This is a genomic window from Bacillus sp. KH172YL63 (genome assembly GCF_011398925.1).
In the GTDB taxonomy this organism is placed as follows: domain Bacteria; phylum Bacillota; class Bacilli; order Bacillales; family Bacillaceae_B; genus Rossellomorea.
This window is the reverse complement of the sequence record NZ_AP022842.1, coordinates 2,579,442-2,599,868: the sequence shown is the minus strand read 5'-3', so window position 1 is coordinate 2,599,868 and position 20,427 is coordinate 2,579,442. Positions and strand designations below refer to the sequence as shown.

The window sequence follows — 20,427 nt, the reverse complement described above, 5'->3', positions numbered from 1 at the left end:
CTCATGGTAACTGAGAGACTCACAGACAATCTGAAAAGAGCTGTCCATTTAGAGGTAACGGTGAATTCCGTGAGGGCTGGTGGAAGTGTGAGGCAGGGCCATCGAAAGAGGAAACGTGACACACGAAGGAAAGGAATATCAGTGATGTTGATGAATATGATTCTGTCTAAACCGAATATGCTTGAAGCACTGAAACGTGTAGAACGTAATAAGGGAAGCCATGGCGTGGATGATATGCCCGTACAAAACCTGCGATCGCATATCATGCGCGAATGGCAGTCGATTCGCAAGAATCTCCTTGGGGGAACCTACAAGCCGGACCCGGTACGTCGAATCGAAATCCCGAAACCAGACGGCGGCGTCCGGTTGTTAGGCATCCCAACGGTGACAGACCGTATGATTCAACAATCAATTGCCCAGATACTCTCCGGGATATACGAGCCGACCTTCTCTGATCATAGTTATGGGTTCCGACCAAATCGGAGTGCCCATGACGCCGTTAGAAAAGCGAAGATGTATATCCGGGAAGGATATCGCTGGGTTATCGATATAGATTTAGAGAAATTCTTTGACAGAGTGAATCATGATAAGCTCATGGGTCTTCTGGCGAAGAAAGTAAAGGACAAAGCACTTCTGAAACTGATTCGTTCTTACCTCAATGCAGGAATTATGATAGAAGGTGTAAAGGTGAAAAGCGAGGAAGGTACGCCACAGGGCGGACCTCTCAGTCCATTGCTTTCTAACATCATTTTGAATGAGCTGGACCAGGAATTAGAGAAACGGGGGCTACGTTTTATAAGGTACGCAGATGATTGTAATATCTTTGTCCGTTCGCCAAAAGCCGGTAACCGGGTGATGACTTCAGTGACAACGTTTCTTGAGAAGAAACTTAAACTGAAGGTAAACCGAAAGAAATCTGCGGTGGACCGACCTTGGAGAAGAACGTTCCTTGGCTTTAGTTTTACATCGAATCGTAAACCAAAAGTCAGAGTTGCCTCCCAAAGTATAAAACGGTTGAAACAGAAAATCCGTTATCTAACTTCCAGATCTTCAGGATGGTCGATGGAGGGACGAATCAGAAAGCTGAACCAATATTTAATGGGATGGATCGGCTATTTTCAGCTGGCTGATACACACAGCTTCCTAAAATACCTGGATGCATGGATCAGAAGAAGATTGCGAATGTGTCTGTGGAAGCAGTGGAAACTGCCGAAAACTAAAGTCCGTAACCTCATTGCGCTCGGCGTTCCAAAATGGAAGGCATATGAATGGGGAAATACCCGGAAGGGGATATTGGAGGGTCGCACAAAGTCCAATACTACACAGAACCCTTGGCAATTCCTTTTGGAATCGCCAAGGGCTCCTAAGTCTTATCGGTAGGTATGAAAGTCTTCGTCAACCATCTTGATTGAACCGCCGTATACCGATCGGTACGTACGGTGGTGTGAGAGGTCGGGGATTAATCATCCCCTCCTACTCGATTATTCCTGTGATCTTCTGGAGTCGGATTGAGTGGCTGGTGTACCATTTGTCGTTCCGGATCCGCTGCCTGATCCCGTACCTGACCCGGTGCCGGTATTTCCTCCGGTATCGCCACCTGAGCCGCCTGTACCGTCGTCAGACCCGGTGCCGTCTCCTTCAGGAGGTGCTGTGCCGTCGTCACCACCTGAATTTCCACCTTCTCCGCCGGAATTGTCTTCATTCTCGTTGTCTTGACCATTTTCATTTCCTTGGTCATTTCCGTTTCCATCTTCGTTGTTTCCTTCGTTCTCTTCACCTGCATTGTCTTCATCATCTTTCTCGGCTTTTACTTCCACCGTTACAGATGCAGGGTTACTGCGCTGATCTCCGGAAATGGCCACTACTTCAAACATGAATGCGCCCGTGGATTGGATGTTTTCAACATTCAAACCTTTTTTATCTGTTGTTGTCAGTACTTGTTTCGCTTCACCGTTAATGGAAACAGATACTTCGAACGTCACATCTTTTCCTTTTCCGTAATCCCAGCCAAGTGTGATTGTTTGATCTTTTTTATTAAACTTCCCTTTCAGGTTGGAAGGGGAGTCAATTTTATCGTATTCCTTAGATACTTTGGAAGGTTCCGTACCCCTTACGAATAATTCGGTGATGATTCTGTCATCAGGCGTATATTCGCTTGGCAGTCTCGGAGGGTTGCTTCCGATTTCCACTTTTGATTCCACTACACTGTCCGGCTTATGGAAGTCAGGTGTATCGACCCCGTCGTGGACGTAGCTCATCAAATCACTGACGATATATTGAGCGACACGTCGGTCAGTAGGGGAGAGCGGAATCGATTGTGTCTTATATCCCGTCCATACGGCTGCTGTATAATTCGTTGTATAGCCTACAAACCATGAGTCAGGTGCCCCTGTTTTTGCAATGCCATATTTCTCTCTTTCTTTTTCAGAGTAGTTCGTCGTACCTGATTTCCCTGCCATCGGGAGGCCCGGTACTTTAGCGAATTTTCCTGTTCCCTGAGGATGATCGATGACGCTTTGCAGCATATCAGAAATCATGTACGCTGTGTATTCTTTCATCGCAGGTTGTGGTTTCTCGTCGTGCTTTATTTCTGTTTCACCGTCCCGCAATATGACTTTCGATACGGTATGAGGCTTGTTGTAGATTCCTTCATTACCGAACGCCGCATATGCACCGGCCATCTGTACTGAATTCACGCCTGGCGTCACGCCGCCGATAGAGGCAGATTCATAATAATGATCGAATTTCAATCCGAGTCCATTGACGAAATCCTCTGCTTTCTCAGGACCGACTTCCTGGAATGCTTTGAGGGCGGTGATATTCCGTGAATCCCAGAGCCCTTCCCGGATCGTGATCGGACCTTTGAAACGGCCGTCATAGTTATTCAATTCCGTGCCGTTAGAGTACTTATAAGGCTCATCTTTCAGAATATGGTACGTCGACCATTTCAAATGCTCAATGGCAGGGGCATAATCAAGCAATGGCTTGATAGTGGATCCTGGCTGACGTTTTGAATCGATGGCATAGTTGAAGCCTCGTTTTACTTCTGGATCCTGTTCACGACCGCCTCCGATTGCCCGGATTTCCCCGGTTTTCGTATCGAGGAGGGTCACACCTGCCTGCATAGGTTCTTCTGCAGCCTCAGGATAGTTGAAGCTTGTGGCTTCACCTGCAAGAATCTCTTCCAAGCGTTTTTGGGCATTTGGATCGACTGTCGTATACACTTTCAAACCGTCGGAAAATAAGTTGTAGTCACCCATATCTTGTACTTCATCGATGACGGCATCAACGAAGGCAGGGTATTTATCGCTGCTCTTTTCCTTGATATCTTCAGCAGATACCAATCCTTCTGTGATCGGGATTGCCTGAGCCGCTTCTTTTTCTTTTTCTGAAATCTTGCCGTGCTGAGCCATTAAGGAAAGCACGATATTCCGTCTTTTTTCCGCTTTTTCAGGGAATTTGAAAGGATTATAATTGTTAGGACTTTGAGGAAGTCCGGCAATCAGTGCCGCCTCATGCAATTTAATGTCCTGGATGTCTTTGCCGTAGTAGTAATCTGCAGCCGTTGCCATCCCGTTGATCCCTGCAGACATATACACTTTATTGAAATACATTTCAAAGATTTCTTCCTTCGTGTATTCCTGCTCAAGCTTCAAAGCAAGCCATGCTTCCTGGGCTTTCCTTTTCAGCGTCTTCTCGGGGCTTAAGAACGAGCCCTTAATGACCTGCTGGGTGATCGTGGAAGCACCTTCAGATCCGAAACCGCCTGTTACGTTGGCAATGACCGCTCCGCCGAGACGGATCAGATCGATTCCGTTATGTTTGTAGAAACGGTTATCCTCGGTCGCAAGAACTGCATCCTGCATGACCTGTGGAATATCATCGAAGTTCGCATACTCCCGTTTTTCCTTTCCGACCGTTGTAATCAGATCTCCGTTCATATCGTATATTTCAGAAGCAATCGGATCTTTCAATAACTTTTCATCAAGCTTCGGCGCACTTGACGCGTAGTAAGCAAACAAGCCTGCTCCAGCGAGCATTCCGATGATGCCGATGATAAATAATGATATAATGACACGCTTCACCATTGAGCCTTTTCTATTGCTCTTTTTGGATTTTGACTTTTGTTGGGCCAGGCGTTTTTCTTCCCTTGACTTATATTGACCAGCCATATTGTTTCCTCACTTTCAAATCTTCTGTGTTTTTAGTATTGTCTAAGATTAAAAATATACTACTCATAATGAGACAAAATATAGATTAACCCAATTTCATCTAACTAAAAATATAACTGATGGACTATTTTTAAATAATCGACCCTCGGATGCAGGCCGAGCGGAATCAGGATCCCTTTCTCCTCCAGTTCATCCCGTGTGATGGATTTCCTTCCTCCTTCAAGCATCCGGTCCCAAAAATACCTTAAAGGACCGTATGGGAGAAGGAAAACGTCTTCAGTGACAGAAAAGCGGATTAACACAAACGTAATCCCTTCTTGTGCATCGACCGCTTCCATGTGGCGGATTTGGTGCTCGTGAAAATTTTTAAGTGGAAAAGAAGTTTTATTCTTCGTTTCCTTCGCTTCAAAATCAATGTATCTTCCCTTGTACACGCCATTGTAGTCAGTAGTGGAAGGCTGTTTGAAATAGGCTTCCTTGATGACGGCAGCACTCCTTGAAGGGTAATGGACATCCACGATTTGAACAGGCGTCGGTTTTTTATGGATGACCGCTTTGTGAAAGGTCAAATAATACTGATTCGTTTCATTGATATCTTCTTCTAATGTCATCCCTCTATTGCTGTACGATACCTGTTTCGTTTTAGCTCTTGGTTTTTTTGAGGGTAGTGTTGCTTCCACATATTTCTTTCCATTCGGGTAATGGAATTTCATGGTAATCCACCTCGCAGACTAATCTATATCATAACAGAAACCACTCCAATATGTGTGAATAATTGTTTACAAATCACATCACGCTATAAGTAATCTGATTAAGGGGATGGAAGGATGAAAAAATTCAACAATACTTATCGCTTTTTACCCTATATCCCTGAACCTAAACGTACAGGTGAGTGGATCGGTGAAGTCACTTCCCTGGTGAATTCTTTCAATCAAGATAATATATCAAGGACGATGGCATATCAAAACTTTTACCTTCTTCATCCTGATATCAAATGGTCGTTCCTTGCTGCGATGGTTTCACGGAATGCAGGGTGGAATATGACTGATTTGAAAAGTGATGTCTTCCTGCGCCTCCTCGGTCCTCGCACAAGGGATGTTTTGTTTATGACATATGAAAGGGCGAATTGGAGCATTTTTCAAGATGCCTTTGCTCAGCTCCTTCTTTATCACTATTCGACGATATATGGTAGAAAAATGTTTCACCTGTGCAGGGATTTTCGTATTTCAAGATTTATGGAAGAGGAATGGAATCATTACTGGGACTATAGGGACGGGGACAGGCTGGTGCAATCACTCATTATCAATGAGCAGCATATCATCCAGCAGCCTGTCATTGAGCACGAGGTATATAAAGGAAGGGTATTCGGCACGTCGCTATTCTTTATTGAGGACCATTTGCATTTCAGTTCCGTCTTGTTTCCGACCCTTCAGGGGGAATTGTTCGGGAGCAGTGTCCATGGTTTCCGGAAAGTCGATAACCGGATCCTCCTTGGCAATCTGCTGTATAAGGTATTATTCGATCCAAGATATCATCCGTCCTTCACGGAGTTTGCTTTGGAGGTGGAGCATACGGGATCAAGGACAGATTATGAAATGTACTGTGAGGCGGCACCTGGGACAAACACCCCGAAACTGAGAGAGGTGTATGAAGTGATTCCCCATCACTGGCAAGAGCGGACAGACTGGTGGAGGGAAGGGGGAGTAAATCCCGGCTGGTACAGAGAGCCTGCGCGCCTCCCTGAAATCGTATTGACAGAATGGTTTCTTCATAAACAATCCCAGCTCCGGCTAGTTGCAAAGGTCAAAGGGGCGGTCGGAAGGATTTTCCCTTGGGGATAATGAAGTTGAAAAGGCCAATGCGCAGTTACCGCGCATTGGCCTTTTCAACTTCATTCATTAAGTGGAAGGTCTGTTTTCGCCTTCTAATTTAGGATTCCCTTTAGATGCTTTTGTTTCCGTTCTGTTTGTGGCTGTTGCCCTTTTGGTTTGTTGATCCTTTTGATTTTTCATCATGAAACACCTCCATTGTTAGTATTTTTGCTTTAACGTCCTTTTATACAGGACTGTCGAAACATTTAGGGTTGGATGTCCGTTTTGCACTTTCTTTGGCGAAACACTTCTAGTTTTGTCAGTGGGGAAGGGAAGTGCCTTTAAAGGGAGAATTACTGTATTAATCCAAAAAAAAGGTGGGAGAATTCTCATGCTTCCAAAACAAGATATTATGTTGAAATTAGCTGAAATCGAAGAAAGTCTCAATCAATTAGAGCAGAATCTGCATGACCGGATTTCGGTTGAAGAGAAGGATGGATGTAAGGCTTTAGAGGAAGGGATATTTAAAATGGATTGTCAGCTGAGTGCACTCGAAAAGAATACTGCTGCAATTAAAGGTCCCGTCAGACATAGAGAAAAGACTTTTGCCTTACAAAAACTTGAATTATCTTATAAGACGTCATAAACTGACTTTATATGAAAGTAGCTCATCGCTACTTTTTATTTTTGTTTATTTTTAAGTTGGAGGTCTGTTTTTTGAAAGAATTGAAGCAAGTTACAGAAGAACTCATCATGCTTGTCGAAAAGATGATGAGCGAATATAAAAGTAGAAGAGAATCAGGAGAAAAAGGAGACTTTTACACTGAAGTGAAGCCTTTTGCTGATACAGTAAAGGAAAAGAATGACGCATGGAAAGAATGGTCGATGCAATGGATCAGGGAACATAAGCCAAAACATATTCATCTGCCCCAGGTTTTGAATACGTATGACAATATCGAAATGCTGTCTGTACATTGTTTCTTCCCGGAATCGAGTTACAACCGTTTCATCAGTCACTACCAATCTGTTTCATACGTCCTCCTTACACAGTGTGACTTTCTGAACGAAGGATGAAGCTTGCAGAGATGCAATAAAAAAATCCGGACGGGCTCGTATCTCATAAAGATATCGAGTCCTCGTCCGGATTTTCATTTGGTTAAATGTCTTCCATTTATGGCGTATGGATGACGTGTGTTTCTTCGATGTTGATCTGCTTTGTTAAATCTCTGTAATCATGAAAAGAAATCTCATTCGAAATATAAAGTTTTTTGGCCATCGTCAGAAGTTCTTGGTGATCTGTTGCTTGATATTGTTTACTGCTCTCATATCGATTCATCAGTTCATTCAGGTTCATCTTCATTCCTCCCAAATCTTATATTTCATGCAAAACAACAAGCTGTTCTATACCTCTATCCTATCATAGAAAACCCTTTCACTAAGTTGTGAGAATAGTGTAACTTCCGACATTCTTCTCGTTCTTGTCGAATTATGTTTATGGGTGGATTCACCATCGGTTCAGTGGAATCATAATGTATAGTAACCATTATGAAGTAGGGGGGCTAAGTATGAATTCTTCACAATACACATGGCAGATGCCTAACCACTATCATCCATATTACAATCAACAGCAAATGAACATGGGACAGGTGATGAACTATCCTTCACAGGGGATGAGGCCGCCGAGTTATGGAGGTTATCAGTTGAATTATTTACCTTCTTTCGATGGCCATTATTCAGGACCGGGGAATGGGGTAAATCATTATCAACAAAGTTTTCCGCCCCAGCCTCAGCAAATGAATCCATATTTTGAAAATCCTCTTCAGCAAAAAGAATACAATCCATACCAAATGAAGGCGAAGGACCAGCAGGCATATGCCAATCCATACCCAAAAGCGTCGTTTTTGACGAAACCTTCTTCAGGGGGTGTGAGTAATTTCATGAATTCTTTCAAATCCCAGGATGGTTCGCTCGATTACAGCAAGATGATGAATACCACCGGTCAAATGATGGGGGCAATCAATCAGGTCTCTTCATTAGTAAAAGGATTGGGCGGGATATTCAAAATCTTTTAACGGGATATGATGCTGACCGAATGGGTGAGATATGATGATGAAAAAGGTTACGGAGACAGCAAAGATCCGAACGGGAACTTGATGAAAATCGAGTCCGTTCGGATCTTTATTTTTCAGCCCGTTGAATTGTGTGCAGAGCGAAGAATACGAGGGAAATCCGCCCTGCCCTGCACAGCTCAAAACTTGGTCTCCATAACCTTTAGGGTCAATCGATCGATATCCGCTTTCCTGAATCCTTCTTTATCTCCACTGTCAATAATCCATCATGGTGGGAAGCTCTCACATTTTTCTCTTTTACTGGTCTTGGAAAGGGGATTGTTCTGGTGCTCTTTTTCATCGATTGCCTTCTTCTGATGATTTGTTGTTTTTCGTTTTCCTCGGTGAAAAGCTCTCTGTCTGAAACTGAAATGGTCATATATTGCGGGAATACATCCAGGTGGATCTGATCCTTCTTCACGCCGGGAAGTTCTGCTGTCACAATATAGTGGTCATCGGTTTCAGTGATGTCTATCGGAAATGAACCAAATGGATTGGCGGAGGAGGCAAAAAATTCATCGATGCTTTGAAGCATTCCTCTCATCGGCCTTTCATGAAAAAACTCATTCATTGTATGCATCAGGTCCCCAAAGCCTTTTTTTGACGGATCGTTGGACATGGTCATTCTCCTTTCACACAAACGTTTTCATATCAGTGTATGGCGTCCTGTTGGAGTTGTGCATTTGTCCTGCTTCTTTTTTTTGCTGGATAAAAATGAGAAGATGATATTCTTTCTTTTCCCTTTAGTTCCGAACGTAGATTCGGTAAAATGGAAGGAGAGGTGAAGAAGATGTTTAGGAAAAACGACCTTCAACAGTTGATACAGCAATTTAAACAGGACAAAGCTTTCAATGAGCAGATCATCCACTGGCATACGATTGATGAAAAACCTGCCCAGCTGGTGGACATGCCTGCTGAAATAGATGACAGAATTAAAAAAGCCCTGCATAAAAGAGGGATTGAGCAACTATATACCCACCAAAGTACGGCATTTCAGCATGCGATGGAGGGGAAGAGCTTCACTGCGGTAACCCCGACAGCCTCTGGCAAGACCCTATGCTATAATCTGCCCGTGCTTCAGACCATTATGGAGCAGCCGGATGCACGTGCGCTCTATATCTTTCCGACGAAAGCATTGGCACAGGATCAAAAGAGTGAGCTGAACGAAATCATTTCAGAAGCAGATGCTGCCATCAACAGCTATACATACGATGGAGACACTGCGGCGAACATCCGTCAGAAGGTAAGGAAAGCGGGACATATCGTCATCACCAATCCCGATATGCTCCACTCGGCTATCCTGCCCCATCATACAAAATGGGTTTCATTATTCGAAAATCTTAAATACGTCATCATTGACGAGCTTCATATATATAGAGGGGTGTTCGGATCACATGTAAGCAACGTGATCAGACGCCTAAAGCGGATTTGTGAATTTTACGGCGCTTCACCGGTATTCATCTGTACATCTGCGACCATCGCAAATCCAAAAGAACTGGCTGAACATCTGACAGGTTCTGATATGGCTTTGATCGATAATAACGGTGCGCCAAGTGCGAAGAAACACTTCGTCTTTTATAATCCGCCGATTGTGAATAAACCTTTGAATATCCGCCGGAGTGCAACCCTTGAAGTCAGGAGGCTTGCCGGGGAACTATTGAAGAATAAAATTCAGACCATCGTGTTTGCCAGAAGCAGGGTCAGGGTGGAAATCATTCTTACCTACCTGCAGGAGCTCGTGAAGAATCAGCTCGGTGCCAAATCAATCCGGGGCTATAGAGGGGGGTATCTGCCCACGCAGCGGAGAGAGATTGAAAAAGGCTTGCGGACAGGTGAGATATATGGCGTCGTCAGCACCAATGCACTTGAACTCGGCGTCGACATCGGTCAATTACAGGTCTGCATCATGACGGGTTACCCCGGCACGATCGCCAGTGCCTGGCAGCAGGCAGGAAGAGCAGGAAGAAGACACGGGGAATCCCTTGTCATCATGGTGGCAAGTTCAAGTCCCCTGGATCAATTCATCATCGGGCATCCGGATTATTTCTTCAAGCAGACGCCGGAGACGGCAAGGATCAATCCTGATAATTTGATCATCCTCATCGACCATATCAAATGTGCGGCATATGAACTGCCTTTTAAGGAAGGTGAGGAATTCGGGGAACATGGAATCGAAGATATCCTTGAATTTCTCGGAGAAGAAAGGGTCATCCATAAGAACGGGGATAAATGGTATTGGATGAATGATGCATTCCCTGCTCATAACATCAGCCTCCGGTCTGCATCACAGGAGAATGTCATCATCATCGACCAAACCGATATTTCAGCCGTGAAAGTGATCGGTGAAATGGATCGCTTTTCTGCCATGACGTTGCTGCATGATGAAGCGATCTACCTGCATCAGGGGGTTCAGTTCCAAGTGGAAGAACTCGATTGGGACGAGAAGAAGGCTTATGTCCGTGAAGTGGATGTCGACTACTTTACAGATGCCAATCTCGCCGTTCAGCTGAGGGTATTGGAAACGGACAAAATGAGGGAATCGGATCGCTTTGATGTGTCTTACGGGGATGTGACCGTTCAGGCCATGGCGACAATCTTCAAAAAGATAAAATTTGATACCCATGAAAATATCGGTTCCGGACCGATCCATCTGCCGGAAGAGGAGCTTCATACGAGTTCCAGCTGGATTTCCCTGAAGGAATCTGGCTCCTTCAGTCAGGAACGGCTCGAAGAAGGGCTGATCGGTGCCGCACAAAGCCTGAAATCCATCATCCCCCTGTTTGTGATGTGCGATCCCAGTGATATATTTGTCGTTCCGCAAATTAAGGCGGCACACAATGAACAGCCGACCATCTTTATTTATGACCGTTATCCGGGAGGGATCGGATTAAGTGAAAAGGTGTATGATCAGATAGAGCAAATCCTTGAGGAAACGACAGCAATGATTGAAAGATGTCCATGCAAGAGCGGCTGCCCATCGTGCATAGGGACGGACCATTCCCTGGAAACCGCCAAAGTGGACAGTCTGAAACTTCTCCACCTTTTCCTTCAGAAATAACGGAAGGAGGGATATCCATGTCCCTTAAATCAAAATTAACCCGGATGAAAAAACACATCATCCGGGATGAGGATCAGGATAATAGTGGAAACAAGCCTCCTGAGGTAGAAACAGACCACTCTCATGACATTCCTTTTCTGGAAGCATGGAAAGAAAATAATACGACAACGTACACTTTGGATGATGATTACTGCCTGGTCAGGGAAATACGGTACCCAATCGACAATCACCACGGAGACTATTCATTCAGGGAGTTCATTTCTGCAGTAAAGGCATGGCAGGATTTCTCCGGCGAACATCCTCTTTCAGCCAAAGGTCTGAGACATGACGAGATGTTTTTCTTTGATACAGAAACAACGGGACTTGGCGGGGGCGTCGGAAATACGATTTTCCTTTTGGGCCATGGCCGGGTCACTGACACAGAAGTGATTGTCACACAGCACTTCTTGCCCCGCCCGGGCAGTGAAGTCCCGTTGTATCATAGTTTTTTGAGAAATGTCGATTATCGGACACTTGTCACCTATAATGGGAAGGCCTTTGACTGGCCGCAGGTGAAAACAAGGCATACACTCATTAAAGATCATGTGCCTAAGCTGCCTTCTTTTGGACACTTTGACCTTTATCACGGTTCACGCAGGCTTTTTAAACATAAACTGGAGTCTGTAAAACTGATCAATGTCGAAAAGGAAATACTCGGCTTTCACAGGGTGGATGATGTACCCGGGTACCTGGCCCCGATGATTTATTTCGATTACATTGAACGAAAGGATCCTGAAGGGATCTTCAAGGTGATGACCCATAATGAGCTGGATATCCTGTCACTTATCACGCTTTACACCCATCTGTCCCATCAGTTGTTGAACGTTCACCGGGATGCAACGGGGCAGGAAAGGTTCCAAGTCGGAAGATGGCTTGAATACACAGGGAACAATGAAATCGCCAAAGAACGTTACCAGGAAATTATTAAGGAAGAAGAACATCCAAATTATGAAGCCGTTCACCAGCTCGCCTTTCAGTACAAAAAAGAAAAAGAAGTCCATAAAGCACTGGAGCTTTGGGAAAGCATCAGGGAAGAGGCGCCGGACCCGATCAGAAAGCAGGCATTACTGGAACTGGCAAAATTGTACGAGCATAAAACGAAGGACTTCGGGCTTGCGATAGATAGGTGCCGGGATATTCTGGCCATAGAAAGACAGGATGGAGAGCGTGAATTGAGATTGGAAAAACTGTATCACCGCATGGAGAGATTGGAGCGAAAGTTGAACAAAGAGGCACCTCACTGATCATAAGAAAATACAGTGGTTCCCCTCTCAGGAATAATTATAAGAAAAGTGGCACAAAGTCCTTTTTTTTATATTGAGAATTTTCAAAAGTAGTTGTAAAATATGTAACTGTGTTGAAAATTTTTGATATCTAGATGGGATGATGTAAATGAACCGGGCAATTCTTATTCTATTCTTTGTTGTGATTGGTTTGACGGCTTTCGTTTTCACCAATTATTCGCAAAGTTTATATAGCTTTATGTAATCCACTGCAAGTGATTTTCTAAAAATAGGTATTTTCATTAGTACATGTACCCTCTCCGTTTCATAGGCTATTATTGTAACAACTAAGATATGGAAGGAGAGCGTTACGATGTATTGTAGACCTAGACCCAATCAAGTACTCCCTGCAGTCGTGCACCCTACAAAGTGTTGTGTGAACCAAAACATGACGATTTTAGAGGTGCCTCATATCCACCCGACTCACACGACCAATGTAAATAATGTGATGTATCAACATAAGCATTATTTCCCGCAAACACAATCACAAGTGGACAATGTCTCAAATCAACAGTTTAACTGTGGTGGGGGACCAGGAGGCCCTGGTGGCCCGGGATTCGGACCTCGTCCAAGACCGCCATTCGGCCCATACGGCATGGGAAGATAAGGATTTATCATAAAGTTTAGAGGGATGCTTCTAAAAGTGATCGTTTCATTGCTTGAGTGATACAGCCCATATGCGCTGTATCACTTTAAAGATGTGAGCGAATGCTTTGGGGCATCTTTTTTTGATGGTATTATGTTCGTTGTATGGGCCTCGCACTTCACGAAATATGTTACAATAGAGTGTAAAGGATTGGGGTACACTATTCGGTAAGGAGAATGGTCGGTACCCAAAGTAAGTTAAAGGAGTTTTGCAGTTGGGTAACGTGGCATGCATAACTGGATATAAATCCTTTGAGCTGGGAATTTTCAAGCAAGACGACAAAGCGGTTTATTACATAAAGCGGGCGATCGAGAAGGAATTGATTTCCTTAGCCGATGACGGATTGGAATGGGTCCTCATCAGCGGACAGCTCGGTGTAGAACTATGGGGGGCTGAAGTCGTTTTCGACCTGCAGCAGGACTATCCCGATTTAAAGCTTGCTGTCTTGACGCCTTTCATTTCTCAAGAAGAGAAGTGGAATGAACAAAATAAAGAATACTATGAAATGATTCTGTCTCAGGCTGATTTTGTCGAGACGATTTCCAAAGAACCCTATAAGACCCCGCAGCAGTTCCGAAATAAAAATCAATTATTTCTACAGAAAAGTCAAGCCCTCGTCATCCTCTATGATGATGAAAAAGAAGGTTCGCCGAAGTACTTTTATGAAGAGGCGAAAAGGAAGAAAGAAAACGATCCATCCTTTGATATCAGGGCAATCGGCTTTCAGGATCTTCAGTGGATCGTCGAAGAAGAACAATGGAAACATGAATGATCGTTTTCCGGGGCTGATACACTTCCTGACAGAAAATCGATTGACAAAATGATGGTTATTTGAAAAAATAATAATGATTAATATAGAGGTGAAAAGAATGATTTCAGACAAAGTGAAATTGACGGCCAAGGATATTCTCGAAAAAGAGTTTAAAAGCGGGATGCGGGGCTACAAACCAGAAGACGTAGATAAATTTCTAGACTTGATCATCAAAGATTATGAAACCTTCCATCAGGAAATAGAAGACCTTATGCAGGAAAATCTCCGATTGAAGAAACAGGCAGAAGGAGCAATGAAACAGCGCTCAGCTGCTCCGACACAACAGACGGGCACGACGAATTTCGATATTCTGAAGCGGCTGTCTAATTTAGAGAAGCACGTTTTTGGCAATAAATTATACGATTGATTTTTCCGGTTGATTTATTGATTGGAATAAAGTATAATTAGTTATTGCTGATCCTTTATAGTGTTTGGGTAATCGCTGCAACGTTTCGTTGTAGAGGAAAGTCCATGCTCGCACGGTGCTGAGATGCACGTAGTGTTCGTGCCTAGCCAATTCATAAGCTAGGGCAGCTCAACCTGAGCTGACGGCAGGGAAAACACCTAAGTCCTTCACGGATATGGTGTGACTACTTTGAAAGTGCCACAGTGACGAAGTCCTGTTAGAAATGACAGGAGTGGAACGAGGTAAACCCCACGAGCGAGAAACCCAAAATTAGGTAGGGGAATCCTTTCGGAGGAATTGAACGAAGAAAGGGACAAAGGAATTTCCTTTGTAGATAGATGATTACCGCCTGAGTACGAGACGAATAGTCGCATGCAGTACGACGGAACAAAACATGGCTTACAGAACACTATTACAGGTTAAGAGCAATGACTGATTGAATAATGCAAGTGACTGATACATGCAGGTAATACACTGCTCTTTTGTATCAGTCCTTTTTATTTTATGGAAAACAGGACTATACTAATGGAATAGAGATACTTTCTAACGGGGTGACAAATATGGGTACATATACATTGATTGCAACAGCGGCGATGGGTTTAGAATCAATCGTTGCGAAAGAAGTGAAAGACCTGGGGTATGAATGTCAGGTCGAAAACGGGAAAGTCATATTCAAAGGGGACGAAACGGCGATTGCACGCGCAAACATGTGGCTGCGTACAGCGGATCGGGTCAAGATCCTGGTCGGCGACTTTAAAGCCTACTCCTTTGATGAACTATTTGAAAATACTAAGAAACTGCCGTGGGAAAATTTCCTTCCCGTCGATGCAGAATTCCCGGTGCAAGGGAAATCGGTGAAATCGAAGCTTTACAGTGTTCCTGACTGCCAGGCCATCGTCAAAAAAGCAATCGTCGAACGGCTGCGTACCGCGTACAAACGTACATCATGGCTGGAAGAGACAGGACCGCTGTTTAAGATCGAAGTGGCGATCCACAAAGATGTGGCAAGCATCACCCTGGATACGAGTGGACAAGGTCTCCATAAAAGAGGATACAGAATCGGTCAAGGTGAGGCTCCCCTGAAGGAAACTCTCGCAGCAGCACTGATCCAATTAACGACTTGGAACCCGGACAGACCGTTTGTAGACCCATTCTGCGGATCAGGCACGATCCCGATTGAAGCAGCGCTCATCGGGCAAAATATTGCCCCTGGATTCAACAGGGAGTTCCTATCTGAAAACTGGCCGATGATGTCAGGTGATGTATGGGAAAAGACGAGGATGGAAGCGGAAGACCTGGCTAACTATGACCAACCCCTTGAAATACTGGGTACCGACATTGACCACAGAATGATTGAAGTGTCCAAGGAAAACGCAATTGAAGCAGGACTTGGAGACCTGGTGAAATTCAAGCAGATGCAGGTGAGGGATTTCACTTCTGAACTTCAATACGGCATCATCGTCGGAAACCCTCCTTATGGAGAGCGTCTCGGTGAACGCAAAGAGGTGGAGAAGATGTATCAGGAAATGGGGAAAGCTTTTGAAAAGCTTGATACATGGTCCGTATACATGATGACCTCCCATGAAAACTTTGAACAATGTTATGGAAAGCAAGCTACCAAGAAGCGAAAGTTATTCAACGGCTTCATCAGGACCGATTATTATCAGTTCTTTGGACCACGTCCGCCGAGAAAAGGATAAGTTTCCATTAAAAAAATAATAGTAGGTCAGAATAACCCTCTCACTTCCTGCGTATAATAGTTCTATCATTTTCAGGGGAGTGAATGGGATGGACCATTCTATAAGTGAATATCAAAGAATCTATCAGGCGCTGCAAAGCTCTATGTCATCTATTTCGGGCGAGGAGTGGGATTCTGTCCAACAGCAGCTGCATGAAGCAACAAAAAATCTTGATCAGGCCTTTCAATACGAACTGCTGAACAAAAAGAGAATATATGACTGAATGCATTTCAGGGAGACCAGGGACATCCATACAGGTGGGTTTGTATGGATCGTCTCTTTTCTTTCGCCATCATTTTACGGAACTTTATTCTTTCTACCTTTTCAACCGGATAGAATTCTAGTAAATTAGAAATATTGTGTTATACGTAGGAGGTCCACATGAGACGGAAATTACCATTTGAATTATCAAAGGAACAATCCTTTTATGAAGCATTATCTGATTGGGTCGGGGATGTCTTTTATGATATTTTGCCTGAAAAAGGCTTCGACCTGCGGGATGAACAGGTCTTCATGGCCTTTCAGCTTAACCAGGCTTATAAAAATAAGCAGGTCATGTTTGCAGAAGCGGGAGTGGGAACAGGGAAAACGCTGGTTTATCTCCTATATGCACTCTCTTATGCACGGTATACGGGGAAACCTGCGATCATCGCCTGTGCAGACGAAACGCTCATTGAGCAGATCGTAAAAAAAGAAGGGGACATCCAAAAGCTTGAAAGTGCACTGGATCTAAACATAGATGTCCGGCTCGCGAAATCCAGGGAGCAATATCTCTGCATCAAAAAATTAGAAGAAAACCTTTCTCAACATGATGTTTATCATGACATGTGGGAGGAACTTCCCGGATTTGTCCATGATACCTCCTCTATGAATAGCTTCAGTCATTACGGTGACCGGAAGGAGTATGCCGGTCTTTCAGACGAAGAATGGAATAACGTAGGGTGGGATTCCCTGCAGGACTGCATGTCGTGTGCGTATCGACATCGCTGCGGCTTGACGCTTCACCGTGAACATTACAGGAATGCCGCTGATCTAATCATTTGTTCCCACGATTTCTACATGGAACATATTTGGACGAAAGATTCCAGAAAACGTGAAGGGCAACTTCCGCTCTTGCCTGAAGCAAGCTCGGTTGTATTTGACGAAGGACATTTATTGGAGTTTGCTTCCCAAAAAGCGATGACCTACCGAATGAGAATGGAAACGCTGGAAAGTCTATTAGAAAAACTTTCTTCCTCGGATATGAGAGAGGAAACATTATATACGATTGAAGACATTATGCTTGAAAATGAAAAGTGGTTCGAGCTGCTCGAAAAAGAAGCGAGAGCAGAAGAAGGCTCTCTCCGCCAGTATATTACCCGCTCAGAGGCAATTTTGCAGCGGGGACGTGCACTTACCGAGAAAATCGAGCATCTGTTGAATGAGCTTGTATTCGAATCGGAAATGTATGTCATGGATGATTATCTGCTAAAAGTAGTGGAAGAATATCTGGAACAAATTCAATATTCATTGAAACTCTTCCTGGAAGATGAAAAAGGGATCTATTGGCTCGAAACTTCCGATGAAGAACACACCTTTGTGGTCATGCCGAGATTAGTTGAAGAAATCTTGAGGGACCACGTATTTTCTCAGAAGGTTCCATTCATCTTTTCTTCTGCCACACTGTCTTATAATCAAGATTTCTCTTACGTATCCAAGTCACTTGGAATCGGAAATTATGAGAAGTTCTCAGTGGCGTCACCATATGAATACGAAGAAATGATGAAGGCGTATATCCCGTCACTGGACATAGGAACAGATGAGAAAAATATCTATGCATTCGACCAGCTGAAGAACAATCAAGGAAAATCATTGATTCTCTTCTCATCGAAAGAAGAGATGGAGAACTTCAGAACTTATCAATTGCAGCAAGGCAGTCAAGACTGGCAAGTGATCTACGAAGGTGACAGGGAAATCAGTGATACAGTAGAACAGTTTCAGCAGGAAACGTCGACTGTATTATGTTCTTATCACTTATGGGAAGGGCTTGACGTGCCTGGTGAATCACTCACCCAGGTGATCATCTACTCCCTGCCGTTCCCTCCGAAGGATCCAGTATTTGATGCCAAGAGAAATCATGCTGCCGACTCAATCAATGAAGTCGACATCCCGTACATGATCCTGCGCCTGCGTCAAGGAATCGGACGCCTCATCCGGACTAGCGAAGACTACGGAAGCATCCACGTCCTGATGGATGCAGAAGAAGCTTCAAACAGGGAATTGGTGGAATTTATTTTACCAGTGGGGATTGAAGTGTTGAACGTATAGTATGGAAAAACCGCCTGGAATGGAATGGGCGGTTTTTTTGTTATTTGGGGGGATTGGTGAGGTGAAGGGGGCCGTGCGTGTGGAGTTGATCACAAGTAAGGTGAAGCAGGACATTTATGTGGGGTGGGTCACAATCAAAGTGAAGTTGATAATATATCCGTAAAGTCGATAATAAGTTGGCCGAAGTCGATAATATATCTGTAAAGTCGATAATAAAAGGCCAGAAGTCGACAATATATGCATCAAAGTCGATAATAAGCGCCCGGAACGGGATGAAATCAGATATAAAACCGTCCAAATATCAGGCGGCGTCAGACTTATACGCCCTAATCCCCACAATCCATCAGGAAATTCCAGACAAAGACGCCCCAAATACCCTCTCAGAAACCTTTTCCCGAAGAATCCCCTCTATCAATTCACTCATTCACAGCCCAAGTTTCCAGAAAAATATGATAAAATAGATAGGATGTTAGAAAAGGGGGCTTTATCAATGAAAGAAACGACGATAGAAACAAAAGAACGTTTTCTTGATTATGTGAAAAAGATGTCTGCATACAACGAAGCGCTTGGATTGATGTTCTGGGATTTACGGACAGGTGCTCCGAAAAATGGCGTGGAACAGCGGTCTGAAGTCATTGGCATGCTTTCATCAGAGCTATTTGAAATGTCCACTTCGAGTGAAATGGCCGCTTATCTGGCGAAACTTTCCCCAGAGATGGATCAATTGGATGAAATGACGCAAAAACTGCTGGAAGAGTGTCAGAAAGAGTATGAGCGAAATAAAAAAATCCCTGCATCCGAGTACAGGGAATATGTTGTATTGCAATCAAAAGCTGAAGGAATCTGGGAAGAAGCGAAGGATAAATCTGACTTCTCCATGTTTCAGCCTTATCTTGAAAAGCTTGTCGCGTTCACGAAACGCTTCATTGATTACTGGGGCTATGAAGATAACAAATATGATACGCTTCTCGACATGTATGAGCCTGGTGTAACAGTGGAAGTGCTGGACAAAGTGTTTGGGGATCTTCGAGAGCAAATCGTCCCACTCGTCCAGAAAATCTCTGAATCTGCGAACAAGCCGGAAACCGGGTTCCTGTTTGAACATTTCCCGAAAGATAAGCAAAAGGAGTTCAGTTTGAAAATCCTCGAGCAAATGGGATATGATTTCAACTCTGGAAGGTTGGATGAGACGGTCCATCCATTTGCAATCGGATTAAATCCGGGGGACGTGAGGGTGACGACGAAATATGACGAGAAGGATTGGAGAACGGCGGTGTTCGGTACCATCCATGAAGGCGGTCATGCCCTTTATGAACAGAATATCTCTAAAGAATTGGTCGGCACGCCGCTTTGTACCGGTACGTCTATGGGAATCCACGAATCTCAATCGCTCTTCTATGAGAATTTCGTTGGAAGAGATCATTCTTTCTGGAAACAAAACTTTTCACTGCTGAAAGAGTACGCTACAGGGCAATTCGATTCGGTAGGGCTTGACGATTTTTACCGGGCAATCAATGAATCGAAACCTTCATTAATCCGTATTGAAGCGGATGAACTGACGTATGCATTACATATCATCATCCGCTATGAAATTGAAAAAGGCTTGTTTAATGATGAGATCGAAGTGAAGGACCTGCCAAAAATCTGGAACGAGAAGTATGAAGAATATCTTGGCGTCCGCCCATCTCATGACGGTGAAGGAGTGCTTCAGGATGTCCATTGGGCAGGAGGAAGCTTTGGTTACTTCCCGTCTTACGCATTAGGCTACATGTACGCTGCCCAGTTCAAGCGCGCCATGTTAAAAGATATTCCTGAATTCGAAGAGCTGCTGGAGAAGGGCGAGCTTGCACCGATCCGTGAATGGATGACGGAAAACGTACATCAATGGGGCAAATTGAAAAAGCCATTGGACATTATCAGGGAAGTAACGGGAGAAGGCCTGAATGCCCAGTACCTGGCTGATTATCTGAATGAGAAGTATTCAAAGGTGTATGGGTTGAATTAAGATAAATAGACGACTAATAATAGAAAAAGAGGCAGCCTTTTG

The 20,427-nt window shown here is 44.1% G+C and carries 17 protein-coding genes, 1 other RNA gene and 1 pseudogene; 15 read left to right on the top strand and 4 right to left on the bottom strand.

What is annotated here, in order from left to right:
* Nucleotides 1–144 precede the first annotated feature (144 nt).
* Nucleotides 145–1,408: pseudogene (ltrA, locus tag KH172YL63_RS13270) on the top strand (group II intron reverse transcriptase/maturase).
* 73 nt (nucleotides 1,409–1,481) lie between these two features.
* Here the strand turns inward: ltrA and KH172YL63_RS13265 are convergent.
* Nucleotides 1,482–4,172, bottom strand: a complete 2,691-nt coding sequence (locus KH172YL63_RS13265) for a transglycosylase domain-containing protein (RefSeq protein WP_173106552.1) — start codon at nucleotides 4,170–4,172, stop codon at nucleotides 1,482–1,484.
* Nucleotides 4,173–4,276: 104 nt separating this feature from the next.
* Nucleotides 4,277–4,885, bottom strand: a complete 609-nt coding sequence (gene recU / locus KH172YL63_RS13260) for a Holliday junction resolvase RecU (protein WP_173106551.1) — start codon at nucleotides 4,883–4,885, stop codon at nucleotides 4,277–4,279.
* A gap of 114 nt (nucleotides 4,886–4,999) precedes the next feature.
* Here recU and KH172YL63_RS13255 point away from each other — a divergent pair, with 114 nt between their 5' ends.
* The 3 genes from KH172YL63_RS13255 to KH172YL63_RS13245 all read left to right on the top strand — a co-directional run bounded on the left by KH172YL63_RS13255 (nucleotide 5,000) and on the right by KH172YL63_RS13245 (nucleotide 7,057).
* Nucleotides 5,000–6,013, top strand: coding sequence for a DUF2515 family protein (locus KH172YL63_RS13255; protein WP_173106550.1), 1,014 nt, complete (start codon nucleotides 5,000–5,002; stop codon nucleotides 6,011–6,013).
* Nucleotides 6,014–6,374: 361 nt separating this feature from the next.
* Nucleotides 6,375–6,629 (top strand): hypothetical protein, encoded by a 255-nt coding sequence (locus KH172YL63_RS13250; protein ID WP_173106549.1) that lies wholly within the window; start codon nucleotides 6,375–6,377, stop codon nucleotides 6,627–6,629.
* Between the two features lie 71 nt (nucleotides 6,630–6,700).
* Nucleotides 6,701–7,057, top strand: coding sequence for a YppE family protein (locus tag KH172YL63_RS13245; protein WP_173106548.1), 357 nt, complete (start codon nucleotides 6,701–6,703; stop codon nucleotides 7,055–7,057).
* Nucleotides 7,058–7,154: 97 nt separating this feature from the next.
* On the opposite strand, the gene yppF is transcribed toward KH172YL63_RS13245, so the two are convergent.
* Complete coding sequence (gene yppF / locus KH172YL63_RS13240; RefSeq protein ID WP_173106547.1) at nucleotides 7,155–7,337, bottom strand: YppF family protein; 183 nt, start codon at nucleotides 7,335–7,337, stop codon at nucleotides 7,155–7,157.
* 211 nt (nucleotides 7,338–7,548) lie between these two features.
* Between yppF and KH172YL63_RS13235 the strand changes: the two genes are divergently transcribed.
* Nucleotides 7,549–8,055, top strand: coding sequence for a YppG family protein (locus KH172YL63_RS13235; protein WP_232066026.1), 507 nt, complete (start codon nucleotides 7,549–7,551; stop codon nucleotides 8,053–8,055).
* Between the two features lie 205 nt (nucleotides 8,056–8,260).
* Here KH172YL63_RS13235 and KH172YL63_RS13230 read toward each other — a convergent pair whose 3' ends face one another.
* Nucleotides 8,261–8,710 (bottom strand): Hsp20/alpha crystallin family protein, encoded by a 450-nt coding sequence (locus tag KH172YL63_RS13230; RefSeq protein WP_232066025.1) that lies wholly within the window; start codon nucleotides 8,708–8,710, stop codon nucleotides 8,261–8,263.
* A gap of 171 nt (nucleotides 8,711–8,881) precedes the next feature.
* On the opposite strand from KH172YL63_RS13230, the gene KH172YL63_RS13225 reads away from it, so the two are divergent.
* The 10 genes from KH172YL63_RS13225 (at nucleotide 8,882) to KH172YL63_RS13180 (ending at nucleotide 20,385) form a co-directional block, all read left to right on the top strand.
* A complete protein-coding gene (locus KH172YL63_RS13225) occupies nucleotides 8,882–11,149 on the top strand; it encodes a DEAD/DEAH box helicase (RefSeq protein WP_173106545.1) in 2,268 nt (755 codons plus the stop codon).
* A gap of 17 nt (nucleotides 11,150–11,166) precedes the next feature.
* On the top strand, nucleotides 11,167–12,432 hold the full coding sequence (locus KH172YL63_RS13220; protein WP_173106544.1) for a ribonuclease H-like domain-containing protein: 1,266 nt from the start codon (nucleotides 11,167–11,169) through the stop codon (nucleotides 12,430–12,432).
* A gap of 352 nt (nucleotides 12,433–12,784) precedes the next feature.
* Nucleotides 12,785–13,078 carry a CotD family spore coat protein gene (locus KH172YL63_RS13215; protein ID WP_173106543.1) on the top strand — a complete coding sequence of 98 codons (294 nt, stop codon included), beginning with the start codon at nucleotides 12,785–12,787 and terminating at the stop codon, nucleotides 13,076–13,078.
* Between the two features lie 253 nt (nucleotides 13,079–13,331).
* Nucleotides 13,332–13,889 (top strand): SLOG family protein, encoded by a 558-nt coding sequence (locus tag KH172YL63_RS13210; RefSeq protein ID WP_173106542.1) that lies wholly within the window; start codon nucleotides 13,332–13,334, stop codon nucleotides 13,887–13,889.
* Between the two features lie 97 nt (nucleotides 13,890–13,986).
* On the top strand, nucleotides 13,987–14,295 hold the full coding sequence (gene gpsB / locus KH172YL63_RS13205) for a cell division regulator GpsB (RefSeq protein ID WP_173106541.1): 309 nt from the start codon (nucleotides 13,987–13,989) through the stop codon (nucleotides 14,293–14,295).
* A 60-nt stretch (nucleotides 14,296–14,355) separates the two neighbouring features.
* Nucleotides 14,356–14,741, top strand: an RNA gene (gene rnpB, locus KH172YL63_RS13200) — RNase P RNA component class B.
* Between the two features lie 153 nt (nucleotides 14,742–14,894).
* A complete protein-coding gene (locus tag KH172YL63_RS13195) occupies nucleotides 14,895–16,034 on the top strand; it encodes a THUMP domain-containing class I SAM-dependent RNA methyltransferase (RefSeq protein WP_173106540.1) in 1,140 nt (379 codons plus the stop codon).
* A gap of 88 nt (nucleotides 16,035–16,122) precedes the next feature.
* Nucleotides 16,123–16,296 carry a hypothetical protein gene (locus KH172YL63_RS13190; protein WP_173106539.1) on the top strand — a complete coding sequence of 58 codons (174 nt, stop codon included), beginning with the start codon at nucleotides 16,123–16,125 and terminating at the stop codon, nucleotides 16,294–16,296.
* Between the two features lie 158 nt (nucleotides 16,297–16,454).
* Nucleotides 16,455–18,380 carry an ATP-dependent DNA helicase gene (locus KH172YL63_RS13185; protein ID WP_173106538.1) on the top strand — a complete coding sequence of 642 codons (1,926 nt, stop codon included), beginning with the start codon at nucleotides 16,455–16,457 and terminating at the stop codon, nucleotides 18,378–18,380.
* Nucleotides 18,381–18,870: 490 nt separating this feature from the next.
* Complete coding sequence (locus KH172YL63_RS13180) at nucleotides 18,871–20,385, top strand: carboxypeptidase M32 (RefSeq protein WP_173106537.1); 1,515 nt, start codon at nucleotides 18,871–18,873, stop codon at nucleotides 20,383–20,385.
* The last annotated feature ends 42 nt before the right edge of the window (nucleotides 20,386–20,427 follow it).